Here is a 14,251-nt window from a genome sequence, read left to right as displayed (position 1 = left end):
AGGTTGAACGCTTTAATCACTATTCAAATTTAATATTAAAATTCGCATATTTCACTATGTTATTTTTGTGAATTATTAAAATATGAAGAATAAATAATTAGGTCTACAACTAGAGCCTTTTAAGAATGCAAAAAAGCCGATTATGATAATCGGCCTTTTCTTGTGATAAAATTTTAATTACTCAATTAAAATTCTGAATAATTAAATTTTTGACCACCGATTGAAACATCAGCCATTGCACCAGCTTTAGATTTTGCAAAAATGACAACACCATCATTATAATTGGCATTTTTACTAGCTCCTTTATCTACTATAACAGCTTTTGCTTCAGCAGAAAACTCAAAGTTTCCTTGCTTAAACTCGTTTAAAGCATCTTCAGTTTCAAAGAATATAACTTGCATATAGGCTTCTCCTCCTGCTTGCAGACCGACATCTAATTTTTTCATATCAGCCATTCCTACTGAAACTCCATTTTCATAAACAACACCATTACCTGAAGCTGCCCCTATAATTAATGCTCCTTCCCCTACATTTGGAAATACAACATAACCAGAGGAATTACTAAAAAATTTCTCTAAGCCAACATCATAACTCTTCAATGTTGAGATTGCTTTTTCGGCATCCTTCATAACACGTTTATCATCTTTATTCTGAGCAAATGCAAATACGGTTACAAACATTAATGCCATCGTTACTATAGAATTTCTAATTTTCATAATTTTAAATTTATTGGTTAAACATTTATTTAGAGAGAGTATGAAAACAAAACAGCTTTAACCATCTCTAAATTTCTTATTGTAAAATTAGGCGTATTAGGCATTCTTAATTAATGCAATACAATTAATTATTGATGCTATTGATGATAGTATAATTATAGGAAGAAGTGAAAGGAAGTCAAAAAAAAGGCTTTCGATTTCTCGAAAGCCTTGTCTTACTTAGTAGCGGGAACTGGACTCGAACCAGTGACCTTCGGGTTATGAGCCCGACGAGCTACCTACTGCTCTATCCCGCGATGTTAATCAAAAAACGATTTTCTTAGCTTTTAACTTTCGGTCCATAATGCCGACATATCGTTTTGGGACTGCAAAGATAATACTTTTTTTAGAATACCAAAGTATAAACAAAAAAATAACGCTCAAATATTAAATTAATTTGAGCGTCACTAAATATTATCTATAACTATTGCTTAATTTTCGTCTTCTTCCTCTGCATCTAATGTCGCTAGTGCACTGTTTCTATTGACATCATCTAAGTCAAAGTCTACAATATTTGGGAACTTCGCCTTCAATGCTGCGAAATTGCCTTTAAATTGATTTTGTCCTAATAGTAATGTTTTTAAATTAGTCAATTGTGCTAGTTCGCTTGGTAACTCACCATAAAATGCATTATTTGATAATACTAATTCTTCTAATTGTGCTAATCCTCCTATTGTTGAAGGTATTGTTCCTAGTAATCTGTTATCGAAAACGCTTAAAACTTTTAAGGATTTTAAATTAGATAAATTAGACGGAAGATGACCTATTAATTGATTACTACTTAATATTAAACTTTCTAATTTTGTTAGCTTCCCTATTGATGAAGGAATCTCACCTACAAAGTCATTATTAAATAACTCTAGTGACTTTAATTTCCCTAAATCCCCGATATCAGTAGGAATTTCACCGTTAAATACATTAGAAAATAATTTTAACTCTTCTAAGTTAATCATACTCACTAGGGTGTTTGGTAATTCACCACCTATTTTATTAAACGATAAATTAAGAGATTTTAAATGTGTTAATTTTGAAATTGATTCTGGAAGTGTTCCATTCAAACCATTAAAACTTAAATTTATGGCTACAACATTTTCATTGTCTATGGTTATTCCATGCCATTTTGAAACGGGTTGGTCTAAATCCCATGATTGAGTCCAAGAATCTCCATTGGTTGCGTTGTATAAATCTACAAGCGCTGTTTTTTGATCTTTAGAAACCTCTGCAAAAGAGAATATTGAAACCAAGCAGAATAGTAATGTTATTTTTAGTGTCTTCATAGTGGTTGATTTTTTGTGGAGGGACACAATAACAGCACGAATATAACTACTATCACCACGAACTGCAAATTTTTTCGACGAACTACACACTCATAAAACACAAAGCACTAAAAAAGAACACATTAACAGTTTTTATTGTTCGATGTTTTCATATTGAAAACTTACAATTTCTTGATTGTTTATATCTATTGAAAGTTGAATGGGATTACAACAAATTTCGCAATCTTCAATATAGCTTTGACGGCTTTGAGATAAATCAATCAACATTGAAATTTGCTCCCAACAATAAGGGCACTGAAAAAAATGTTCTTCCATAACATCTACAGTTCAACATTCAATAACTCCCCACTAATTTGAAGCACTTCTAACTCAGATAGTTTAGCAGAAAATTTAGCCTGATTCCGACTTAATTCAGCATTAAGAAGGTTGACTTGCGCTTGTCTAAATTCAATAGAATTAACTTGTCCTATTTTGAATTTTTCTTGTGTACGGTCAAAATTATTCTGAGCCGTTTTAATATTCTTTTCCTGAATATTATAAATTTCTAATTTATTCTGGTAGTTATCCCAAGCATTATTAAAGTCACGTTCTATACTGAGTAAGATACTTTCTTTTTGAAGCTTTTGCGTTTCAAGATTTACCTTAGCATTCCTCACTCTCGTTATAGTAGATCCACCATCAAACAAATTCCAACTTAAGTTTAAACCTGCGGACAAGCCTGTATTTGTAGAAACTGCCAAAAGTGCTACGGCATTATTATCATTCTTATTCCAACCATAAGTACCCGATAAACCTATAGTTGGTAAATATGCTGATTTACCCGAATTAATATCGAGCTCACTAATTAAAATATTTTTTTCAGTTTGAAGCAATGCGACATTACGTGTTTTTGCTTTTTCAAATAAACTATCTTTTTGAAACTGAAGTGTAAACTCTACTTCTGTCTCAACATTAAAATCATTAGAATATGTTTCTCCTAAAACTAATTTTAAGTCGCGTTTAGCCGTTTTTATATCTTGCTTTGTATTAATAATATTGATACTGTCGGTGTTAATATCAACTTCCGCATTTAAAACTTCTAATTTGGTGTTTTGGCCGTATTCAAATTGATATTCAGCTCTTATCAATCTATCTTTTGTATTATTCAACGTTTCTTCTAAAGCGTTTAAATTATCCGAAAGTTGAGCCACATTATAATACACAGAAAATAACTGAAGTATGGTCGTTTCTATAGTTTGTCTAGCTTGTAATTCTGATAATTGGTATTGCTCCTTTAATCGTTTATAATTATAACGCCTACCTAAGCCATCAAATAATGTGTAATTCAGACTCAAACTGGCATTATAATTTGAACTTTCGGCTCTATTTAAGACCGCATCTGGTCTTCCGTCTGAAAATTCAGCTTCTGTATTATCTAAATTATAGTTTGCGCCTGCGTTACCAGTAAGGGTTGGCAGAAAGCCTGTATTAAGAATACTGGTATTATTCTCAGCAACTGTAACCGCATTCTTTGCGATTTTTACTCCGTAATTATTATCTAAAGCAGTAGCAACGGCTTGCTCTTTTGTTAACACCTCTTGTGCTTGCAAACCAAGACAGCATGCAAAAAACAAAATGGTAAGTTTGCTTTTAGTGATCATTTGCTTCATTTTGTTCTTTTATGGCACGTTCTACTTCTTCTTTGGTAATCTTATTTCCTGTAGCCAACCATTTACTATTCTGTTTAATACTGTTACTAAACGATAAAAATAAAGGCAGTACCAACAAGGTTAAAATAGTAGCATAAGCAATTCCGAAAGAAATAGAAATTGCCATAGGCTTTAAAAACTGTGCTTGTCTACTTTTTTCTAATAGTAAAGGCGCTAAACCTGCAACAGTAGTTAATGATGTTAAGAAAATAGCTCTAAAACGTGACTTTCCGGCTTCTGATAATGCCAAATCGAAAGTCATCCCTTCTTTTAAATTACTATTAAACTTTCCTATTAGAACCAAACCATCATTCACCATAATACCAATCAAAGCAATAATCCCTAGAAGTGATAAAATATTAACCTGAAAACCTAACAACCAATGTCCCCAAGCTACAGCTGTTAAACTAAATGGAATTAACAAAAGGAGTAAAAACGGTTGCGAGTAACTTCTAAATGTAAATGCAATAGTGATATAAATTAATATTAAAATAATAGGACCAGCAACACCTAAAGAACCAACTAGTTTGTCTTTTTCTCTATTCTGTCCTTCAAAAGAGGCATTAATAGTTGGATATTTAGATTGCAATTGTGGAATAAAAACCGTTTTAATATCCTCTAAAATATCTGTATTACTTGTACTTGGATCTTTTAAATCGGCATAAACCTGAATCTCTCGTTTACCTTCTAAGTGATTAATTGCAACATCTCCTCTTGCAATACTATAACTAGCAATATCTTTTAGAGTCACACGCTCTCCTGTTGGAGTTACAATTCGCATGTCATCTAAATCGTTAATAGAACTTCTATTTTCTCGGTCGTAACGTACCCAAACTTTAATTTCATCTTGTCCACGTTGAAAACGTTGTGCTTGTGATCCAAAAAATCCTGAACGAATTTGAGCCATTACCGTTCTTAAATCGAGACCTAATAAATAAGCACTTTCTTTGAGTTCTAATCGTATCTCTTTTATACCAGCAGGATCATTATCTCCGATATCTTTAAGTAATGGGTTAGTTTCCAAGTATTTTTTCAGTTCTAATTTAGAAGCTTTAAGCTCTTCAATATTATTACTTAATAACGATACAGACACAGGACTCCCCCCAAAATTACCGCCAGAACCATAGATAAGGCGTTCTGTTCCTATTACTGGGCCAACCAATTCTTCTAATCTCTTAGTTACTAAGTCTGCTTTTATTTCGTCTGGTCGCTCTTCCCCTGGTAAAAGGTTAATTCTTAATCGTGCATTAGAGCTATTACTAATATCAACGATTGTGTTTTCAAATAGTTGTTTTCCGGTGCCTTTTAGATATTTCTCTGTCAGTTCTTCATTAACGATGAATGATTTTTCTTCAATTAAAGAAATTATAGAATCTGTAATTTCCACATTCGTACCTGCTGGCATTACCAATTCTATATTAGCAGAATCACTCGCAATTCTCGGAAATATAGTGACTCCAATAACACCCCCGCCTAGCGAACCAAGTGTTAAGACTAATAAGGCAACGAATATACCTAGTGATAAAATTTTAAAATTTAAGACAAAGTTTAAAGTCGGAGTATAAACTCTATCCCTTAGATAAGACATAAATCGATCTCCTGCCTTATTAAGGTTTTTCATAAAAGAGAAAAACTGTTTTATTTTTGAAGGGTTTGCGTCTACTTTCTGAGCTCTTAGCGCTTTAGAATGTGCTAAATGCGCTGGTAAAATTATAAGCGCTTCTATTAAAGACACAATAAGCGTTAAAATTACAATTACAGCAACCTCACTAAAAAACTCACCTATTCTACTATCTAAAAAGAAGAATAATGAAAATGCTAAAACCGTTGTAATAATTGCGGATACTACAGGTGGTATTACCTCCATAGTACCATCTATCGCAGCTTGAATTGGTGATTTCCCTTTTTCGTAATGCTGATAAATATTTTCTGCAATTACAATGGCATCATCCACCAAAATACCAATAACGATAATCATTCCAAAAAGTGATAAAACATTAATGGTAACATTAAATTGAGATGCAAAAATAAACATACCCAAGAACGAAATAGGCAAACCAAAAGCAACCCATAGCGCTAATCTTGTATTTAAAAATATAGATAAAAACAGCAATACCAACAACATACCTGCAATGGCATTTTCGGCTAATAGTTGTGTCCGCTGATTTAAGGTAATTGATCTATCGTTAACAACTTCTAATTGCACGTTGTTATACATTTGGTTGTACCCTTCAATGTATTCATTTACCTTGTCTGCAGAAGAAATTAAATCTTCATTATTAGTACTTGTAACTGCAATATTTACAGATAAATTCTGATTAAAGTAAGTCGCGTTTGGCGTTTCAGAAAAACGATCGCGAACAATTGCCACATCTTTTAATCGAATTACTTTTCCATCAGAAGATGCTCTTACAATAATATTTAAGAGTTCTTTACCATAATACTGTCTGTTGTTAGCTCTAATTAAATACTCTTCGGCAACGGTTTTTACATTTCCGCCTGTCACTAAAATATTAGCATTACTCACTGCCGAAGCCACCTCCTCAAAAGTTAGATTATAAGCCAATAAGTCTATTTCATTAACCGCTATTTCTATTTCCTCTTCAGGAAAACCAGACAATTCAATTTGAGAAATACCTTCAATTCCTCTTAGATCGGTTTCAACTTGCCGAGCCAATTGTTTTAAAGTAACCAAAGGAATATTCTCTCCGCTTATAGCAAAAGAAATGGTTTCTCTTACAATTTCTTGTTTTGAAACCACTAAAGGCTCCATACCTGTAGGGAATGATGGTACACGATCTACCGCATTCTTAACTTCTAGAAGCATGAAATCTATATTCTCTCCTTTATCAATCTCTACGGTTATGGATCCGCTGTTTTCTAACGACTTAGAAGTCACTCTATCAACACCTTTTAAACCTTTTAAGTTATCTTCAATTTGAAGTACAATTCCTTCTTCTATTTCCTGAGGTGAAGCACCAGGATAGGTAATACTAACAGTAATAATTTTTGTTTCAGTAAGAGGAAAGAAAGATGACTTTAAAGACAAAGCCCCAATTATACCAAAAATAACAAATGCAAGAATTAATACATTTACTGCAACATGATACCTTATAAAATATTCAATTATTTTTCTCATTATTGAATAGAGTCAGAGGTTTTATCACCATTACTTGCAGCTTTCACATGCATACCTGCGTAGGCACCAGGAACTGGTTTTCTTAAAATTATAGTTCCGTTTGGAACGTCTCTTAAAACGACACTTGTATTAGAAAAATGGGCTGGTTTTACCGCAATAACATCAAGTAAACTATCTTTAATTATATATATTTCTTGACTATCTAATAACAAGTTTCTGTCAATCTCAATAGCATTTTCAACCTTTTCTGCATTCAAATTTGCTTCAAGATACATTCCTTCCTTAAGATCCGAATGTTCAACGGCAATATAAGCCGTTATGGTTTGTGTGGTTGCATCTATACTTCCGTTAACACGAGACACTTTACCTTCATAAGTCTTGGTATTATCTAAGCTTGTTAAAGCAACGTTCTCACCCACTTTTAGTATATCAGCAAAAGACTTGCTAACAGCAACTTCCATTTCGTAAATTGAAGGATTTATAAACTCACCTAACTTCTGACCATTTCTGACCAACGTCCCTTCTGTAACTAAGGCTTCTGTTAATATCCCCGAGAATGGTGCAATAATTCTATATTTTGTTAAGCGTTGCTCTAGGTTCTTTACATTGTAGAAAGCGCTTACAATGCCTCGACCAGTAATGAAGTAGTTTTCTTTTTCCCCTGAAATTTCAGGTAATTTTGGAGTGGTTTTATTTAAATCAAATCCATTTAGATAGGTTTGCCATTTTTGGAATACATCAGGAAAATCTAAACGTAAATCTGGCATTATAGCTGCAATACTATTATACAAATCACTTTTTGCAGATTGCACACTAGCATAATATTCTGATGCATCTAAGCGAATTAATGTTTCCCCTTTGTTGAATTTCTGACCTGGCTTAAATAGCTTTGAACCTGTTAAAAACAATCCCTGAACTTCAGAGTACAACTCCACCCGTTGCATAGCAGTTAAGTTTCCATTTGCAGCAATCACTATGGGGATTGTGCTGTTTTTCACAGTATCTACGAGTACTGTTTTAACAACTTTTGGTATTACAGGTTTCGGTTTATGCTTATTATCTATAAGATAATTTGCAAAAATGATTGCACCAATTATTAATGCAACTCCTAAAACGGATAAAATAATTTTTCTTAACATAAGCACGTTGGTCGTCAATAATTTACAAAGCTAACTTTAAAGCCAACTGAAGCCGTTAAAAAAATCTTAATTATTCTTAAGAAATAGCATCTAGATCAAACTGAACGGACTCCCAATCTTCCATTAATTTACTCAAAGACTTCTTCTTTTTCTGATAATCATCAAAAAATTTAGGGTCTGAAGCAGTTTTATCATAATCCGTTGCCAATCTTAAATCATCAGCTTTAATGTCTTTTTCAAGTTGATTAATTTTAGATTCAATATTGCTCAACTTATTATTTAAAGACTTTAATTTCTTTTGATCCTCGTAACTCTGTTTATTACTTTCTTTAGGTTTGTCTGCTATAACTGTTCTTTTTTCAGCTTCTCTTAAATTTTCGAGATTACGTTGTTCTAGGTAAAAATCAATATCACCTAAATATTCTTTGATATTCTGATCTTTAAATTCATACACCGTGTCTGTCAACCCTTGAAGAAAATCTCTATCGTGAGATACTAAAATTAAAGTGCCTTCAAATTGCGTTAACGCTTCTTTTAATACATTTTTAGATTTAATATCTAAGTGATTTGTTGGCTCATCCATAATAAGGACGTTTAATGGCTGCAACAATAACTTCGCTAAAGCTAAACGGTTTCGTTCCCCTCCCGAAAGTACTCTTACGTATTTCTCTGCTTCCTCACCTCTAAATAAGAACGATCCTAAAATATCACGAACCTTACTTCTATTGGTTTCATTTGCTGCATCAATCATCGTATCTAAAACGGTTTTATTACCATCTAAATACTCTGCTTGGTTTTGCGCGAAATAGCCAATTTGAACATTATGTCCTAGATTTAATTTTCCTTCGTGCTTAATTTCACCAACAATAATTTTAGCTAAAGTTGACTTCCCTTGTCCGTTTTGTCCAACAAAAGCCGTTTTAATATCTCTAGGAACTGCTAAATTCACATTATGCAATACTTGCAAGTCTCCATAGCGTTTAGACACATTTTCCAATTCTACAACTACCTTACCTGGCGTAATAGAGACGGGGAATTTTAAAGACATTACACTATTGTCATCTTCATCGACTTCAATACGATCTATCTTATCTAATTTTTTAATCAGCGATTGTGCCATGGTCGCTTTAGACGCTTTAGCTCTAAATTTTTCAATAAGCTTTTCGGTTTGCTGAATTTGTTTCTCCTGATTCTTCTGAGCTGCCAATTGTTGAATCTTCATTTCCTTACGCAATACCAAAAACTGAGAATAAGGCTTATTGTAGTCGTAGATTCTACCTAATGAAATTTCAATCGTACGATTGGTAACATTATCTAAAAACATTTTATCGTGAGATACAATAACAACGGCACCCGTGTAGCCTTTTAAGAAGTTCTCTAACCAAATAATAGATTCAATATCTAAGTGGTTAGTTGGCTCATCTAAAAGTAATAAATCATTATTTTGAAGCAACAGTTTTGCTAATTCAATTCGCATTCTCCAACCACCAGAAAAGGTATCGGTTAGCTTATCAAAATCTTCGCGTTTAAAACCTAAACCTTGAAGAATTTTCTCCGTTTCACCTTGATAATTATACCCACCTAAAATTTCGTATTGGTGCTGAATATCATTCAAATCAACCATTAACTGATGATAAGTCTCACTTTCATAATCCGTTCGTTCGGCTAACTGTGTATTAATATCTTCTAGCTGCGCTTCACACTTTTTAATTTCTTTAAAAGCTTGGTAAGATTCTTCTAATACTGTTTTACCTAAATCGAAATCAATATCTTGTTTTAAAAATCCGATTCTCATATCCTTATCGGCAGCAATCTGACCAGAATCGGCTTCTTGCTCTTTAGATAAAATACGAAGCATTGTTGATTTCCCTGCTCCATTTTTACCAATTAAGCCAATACGATCACCAAGACCGAGTTTAAAAGTAATTTCTTCAAAAAGATATTCTCCTTGAAATGATATTGAAAGATTATGGATATTTAGCATAAGTTTTTTGAATATTACAATTGTGTTTTACGTTACAATTGTTACAGTGCATCAGTTATATTATTTTATCTTCGCAGTGTCTTAGAAAAACGCAAAAGTAAAGGTTTTAGTTATGATTAGAAAAGGAATGAAACTTTATAGTATTCTTTTTGGTGTATGTCCAAAATGTCATCAAGAATCCATGTATCAGAACACAAATCCTTACGCACTTTCTGAAGTTATAAAAATGCAGGAAACGTGCTCTCATTGTAAGACGAAATACGAAATAGAACCCTCTTTTTTCTATGGCTCGATGTATGTAAGTTATGCCGTTGGTATTGCTTTTTCTGTAGCTGCATTTATTATTAGCTACAACATATTGGGATCGTCTTTAACAATTGCTTTTATTGCAATTATAGCTACCTTAATTGGATTTATGCCTGTAATTATGCGTTTATCTCGTAATATTTGGATAAACCTCTTTATGAGTTATGATAAAGAACTAGCTGAAAAACCGGAAGTAAAAAAAGGTTAAGTCTTAATTACCCAAAGCGATTTACATCAATTTCAGCATCTAAACTTTCATTATCTTCGATAAGTTTAAATAGCCTATCCGCTACGTAAGGCGCAATCATTACACCACGTGTTCCTAATCCATTGAGCACATAAAGATGATGATGCTTTGGATGTCTACCAACTAACGGTCGTCTATCCTTTACAGTAGGTCTAACTCCTGCAATGTGATTCACAACTTGGAAATCGCACTTTATAAATGTCTTTAATTTTGAAATCAATTCTTCCTTAGCTGCTTCTGTTGGTATATTAGATTTATCATCGTTATTGTACGTTGAACCTACATTGTACAAATCATCCCCTAATGGAATAACAAATACAGAAGACTTTATAGCATACTTAATCTTTAACTTTGGAGCTTTAATAGTTAATATTTCTCCTTTAGAGCCTGTAAGCGGAATTGAATTGAAATACGGATTGTGCTTTACGCCAAAACCTTCAGCAAATACAATTTGTTTTGTCTTGAAGTTTTCATAATGAATAGCATCGTCCTTAAACTGAATATTATTATGAACGAACGATAGCTCCTTTAAACAATCATCCTTTTTTAGAAGATTCTTATAATTAGTTATTAGCGTTTCTGTATCTAACCGTCCGGCATGTAAGACTTCACCAAATCCATACGGAGCATCAATTTCAGGATTATCATTTTTAATAAGCTGAAGTGAGAGATACGATTCTAAAGACGGTTTGTCTGATGCTGTAAACCACTTATTCTGCTCTTCTATAGAAGTGAAACGTCTTAATATTGGTAGTTTATAATCTATCTTTATATCTAACTCGGTTTCAATTTTAGAATATAGAGGTAATGCTAGTGCTAATTGTTCTTTCGCGTTCCATACTTCTGAAAAACGCTTTAGTATAACCGGATTATACAATCCTGCAGCGACTATAGAAGACTTCTGAGAGTCATCATTAAATACTACAAATGTTTTATTGTGGGCTCTTAATTGCTCGCAAAAAGCGATGCTTGCCAAGCCACATCCTACAATGATATAATCTACGTCTTTCATTACAGCAAAAGTAAATAAATGTTTGTCATTCCTGCGAAGGCAGGAATCTAATTTTAGTTTTAATTAATGCATCCCTGATTTCGCAAGAATAACAACAACAAAAAACGCCCACTTAAAAAGTGAGCGTCTATATATTTTATGCTAAAGCTAACTAGTAACTCCACATATCTTGTTCAAAGTTTCTAATCTTATCTTTGATACGTTCTGATTCTAAAAGCTGCATTAATGCATTTTCTGCAACATACTCCTTTACTTCTCTATCACCGTAAACATTTTCTTCTTTGTAGATTGAACCACTAAAACGTCTACTGTTTAATAAATGATCGAAAGATAATGGTACAGCGCTATTCTTGTTGTTGAAAGCTTTCGCTTCATGAAGAATATCTCTGATTTCTGGGAAAAACACCCAAAATAAACCGATAGGTTCTTTATTTGACTCATCGTCAGAATCAATAAAGTTTACATCTGGTGCTGCTGGCGCAATACCTAAGATACGAAACTTTAATTCTCCTTGACGCTTATCAAAATACCAAAGTCCTTTTACTAAGTAAGAATTAATATCCGCAGGACCAATTTCTCTACGAATCTTGTATTCTTCTGGCACTAATGCCGTATCAGTAACACCTTCAGCGTTCATCCAATCAATTCCAACATCTGTGATTCGTTCCATTACTAAAGCAGGAGCTAAATCTTCCATAGTACGTTCTTCAGTAAAATATGCATCTGCATATACTTTTGGAATAGTACCATCATTGATATTTTGCATTAGCACCATATACAATGATTTTCTATCATCACCTAAATTGTCTTCAATAGGAAAGTATAAAGGAAAATTGGCACGTTCGTCTAAAACAATCTTTTCCCAAGTCATTTTAGAAAATAAAATATCTCTATCTCCGACATATCCGTATTCTAAAGGCTTATCGTTATCTAGAAGTAACTGTGCTTCAGTTTTCATACCAATTTCTTCTGGTATTTTTGCATTTAGGATATTAGCCTGAGCAAACATACTGTTTGCAGCTAATACACCTAATCCTATACATAAAAAGCTTTTTAAATTCATCTTATTTTTTATTATAATTTGGGATTTTCTTTTAATAATGATTGTTCTATAAACAATCTATTATTAGTTACTTACCTCAATAGTAATTGTTGAAACTCCTTTTAATTGGTAGCTAGAATTTCCTTGAATCTTAGCTTTGATATTAAAAATAGTAACAACATCACCCGCACGTGCTCTACCAATTGCAGATTTTGCTTGTGCATTCATTTTAGTACCAGCAACATTAACAGTAGGCTGTCCAGGTACTTTTACTTGGAACGATGTTACGTTAATTGGTAAGTCGAATACAAAATCATCTAATTTAGCACCAACAGTACCTATTTCTAGGTTACGTTTTGGTAATTTAACAAAACCGTCTTGACCTGAAATAGTACCAGTTGGTTTTGGAATATCTTTAATTCTGAATGTTTGTTGATCACTAACTCTAGATCCATCATCTAAGGTAGCAGATACATTAATTGTAACCTCTCTACCTGTTCCTGGATTCATAGTGTATTTTCCAACACCAGAACCTTTAGATAAACCTGATCCACTAGCTGACACTTTATTATCTGGTACACCAGCAAAAGAAATTGTCATTGGGTTAGCAACACCACGATAAACAACGTTCATCTTATCTGCAGAAATAGTTGCAGAGTTTGGTCTAGGTACTACAACATAGTTAGCTACGATTGGAATTGGTAATTCTTTACCATTTTCAATAAATGTAAATTCACCTTCAATTGAATGCTCACCAACATTACCAACATTAAAATCTAATGTTGCTGCTCCTGTTGAATCAATTGCATTTTTTAAATCAACTTCTTTACCCTGTACTACTAATTTCGTTGGAGGAACATTTGCATATTTTCCAATAACAACACGTCCTTGAAACTTTTCACCTGCGAAAAAAGCAGACTTATCAGCCAAAACGATTGCTTTGTAGTTATTTAGTGTTGTAGCTTCTGATAATGTATTACCTAAAAACAAGTTGTAAAGGTTAGCTTCTGTTACTCTAACATCATTTTGCATTGCTGTTAATTTCGTATAAGATGCAATTGCTGGATAACCTTGAAAGTTATAATTTAACCAATCAATTTTCTTTCCATCCTTATTAACCTCTTGTGCTGTGCTAAACGTTTTTTCAAAAGTTTCACTTTCACCTCTATAAGCTTCATCTTTAGATAAGATGGCCTTAATATCAGTTTTATAATCGTTAAGAGCAGCCATTACTTTGTCTCCTTCTTTTGTTAAACGATCACCGGTAAACCAAGCCTCATCAAGAATATCGGTTTTATCCATTGCTTCAAAAGGTAAATTACCTGTTTTAGGATCAACTTGATATTCTCCAGCTTTAAGTAAATCTACTTTTACACCTTCAAGAAACTTGAAGTATTTATCTGATGCAATTTGCACTTGTTGTGCTCTTGCTGCTGGGATTTTAAATTCCTCAGGCTTTTCCTCACCTTTAGTTTTTAAATCTGTAAGCATCGCTTCATTTCTATTTCCTGTCGCTTCATTAGCATCAGCAAATTTTGCTTCCATTAATCCGAAAGCAGATAGTACTTCTTTAGACATATTCATTGCCATCATAGCAATAAATACCAAGTACATCAAGTTAATCATTTTTTGCCTTGCGGACTGTTTTCCTCCTGCCATTTC

General features: G+C 33.1%; 11 protein-coding genes and 1 tRNA gene. 1 reads left to right on the top strand and 11 read right to left on the bottom strand.

Translation table 11 applies throughout. The features are described from left to right. Positions 1 to 185: 185 nt before the first annotated feature. The 8 genes from HM984_RS03510 to HM984_RS03475 all read right to left on the bottom strand — a co-directional run bounded on the left by HM984_RS03510 (position 186) and on the right by HM984_RS03475 (position 9,982). Positions 186 to 716, bottom strand: a complete 531-nt coding sequence (locus HM984_RS03510; RefSeq protein WP_179348143.1) for a lipid-binding SYLF domain-containing protein — start codon at positions 714 to 716, stop codon at positions 186 to 188. A 223-nt stretch (positions 717 to 939) separates the two neighbouring features. Next, positions 940 to 1,012, bottom strand: a tRNA-Met gene (locus HM984_RS03505). A gap of 174 nt (positions 1,013 to 1,186) precedes the next feature. After that, a complete protein-coding gene (locus tag HM984_RS03500; RefSeq protein ID WP_257018444.1) occupies positions 1,187 to 2,032 on the bottom strand; it encodes a leucine-rich repeat domain-containing protein in 846 nt (281 codons plus the stop codon). A 132-nt stretch (positions 2,033 to 2,164) separates the two neighbouring features. Then, positions 2,165 to 2,347 carry a CPXCG motif-containing cysteine-rich protein gene (locus tag HM984_RS03495; protein ID WP_115807665.1) on the bottom strand — a complete coding sequence of 61 codons (183 nt, stop codon included), beginning with the start codon at positions 2,345 to 2,347 and terminating at the stop codon, positions 2,165 to 2,167. Between the two features lie 5 nt (positions 2,348 to 2,352). Continuing rightward, positions 2,353 to 3,672, bottom strand: a complete 1,320-nt coding sequence (locus tag HM984_RS03490; RefSeq protein ID WP_179348142.1) for a TolC family protein — start codon at positions 3,670 to 3,672, stop codon at positions 2,353 to 2,355. Beyond that, a complete protein-coding gene (locus HM984_RS03485) occupies positions 3,662 to 6,859 on the bottom strand; it encodes an efflux RND transporter permease subunit (RefSeq protein ID WP_179348141.1) in 3,198 nt (1,065 codons plus the stop codon). The genes HM984_RS03490 and HM984_RS03485 overlap by 11 nt, the downstream gene beginning before the upstream one ends. Next, complete coding sequence (locus HM984_RS03480) at positions 6,859 to 7,998, bottom strand: efflux RND transporter periplasmic adaptor subunit (RefSeq protein ID WP_179348140.1); 1,140 nt, start codon at positions 7,996 to 7,998, stop codon at positions 6,859 to 6,861. The genes HM984_RS03485 and HM984_RS03480 overlap by 1 nt, the downstream gene beginning before the upstream one ends. 76 nt (positions 7,999 to 8,074) lie before the next feature. After that, a complete protein-coding gene (locus tag HM984_RS03475) occupies positions 8,075 to 9,982 on the bottom strand; it encodes an ABC-F family ATP-binding cassette domain-containing protein (RefSeq protein WP_115807668.1) in 1,908 nt (635 codons plus the stop codon). A gap of 112 nt (positions 9,983 to 10,094) precedes the next feature. On the opposite strand from HM984_RS03475, the gene HM984_RS03470 reads away from it, so the two are divergent. Beyond that, complete coding sequence (locus HM984_RS03470) at positions 10,095 to 10,496, top strand: DUF983 domain-containing protein (RefSeq protein WP_179348139.1); 402 nt, start codon at positions 10,095 to 10,097, stop codon at positions 10,494 to 10,496. Positions 10,497 to 10,503: 7 nt separating this feature from the next. Here the strand turns inward: HM984_RS03470 and HM984_RS03465 are convergent, their stop codons facing one another. From HM984_RS03465 to porM, 3 genes are all read right to left on the bottom strand, one after another. Further along, positions 10,504 to 11,547: an NAD(P)/FAD-dependent oxidoreductase gene (locus HM984_RS03465; protein ID WP_179348138.1), complete on the bottom strand. Its 1,044-nt coding sequence runs from the start codon at positions 11,545 to 11,547 to the stop codon at positions 10,504 to 10,506. A gap of 151 nt (positions 11,548 to 11,698) precedes the next feature. Beyond that, on the bottom strand, positions 11,699 to 12,610 hold the full coding sequence (porN, locus tag HM984_RS03460) for a type IX secretion system ring subunit PorN/GldN (protein ID WP_115807671.1): 912 nt from the start codon (positions 12,608 to 12,610) through the stop codon (positions 11,699 to 11,701). Positions 12,611 to 12,673: 63 nt separating this feature from the next. Beyond that, positions 12,674 to 14,248, bottom strand: coding sequence for a type IX secretion system motor protein PorM/GldM (porM, locus tag HM984_RS03455; RefSeq protein WP_115807672.1), 1,575 nt, complete (start codon positions 14,246 to 14,248; stop codon positions 12,674 to 12,676). Positions 14,249 to 14,251 lie beyond the last annotated feature (3 nt).

The organism is Winogradskyella pacifica (assembly GCF_013403915.1).
Lineage (GTDB): Bacteria > Bacteroidota > Bacteroidia > Flavobacteriales > Flavobacteriaceae > Winogradskyella > Winogradskyella pacifica.
Note: the sequence above shows the minus strand (reverse complement) of the source record. Positions and strands in the feature narration are given on the sequence as shown.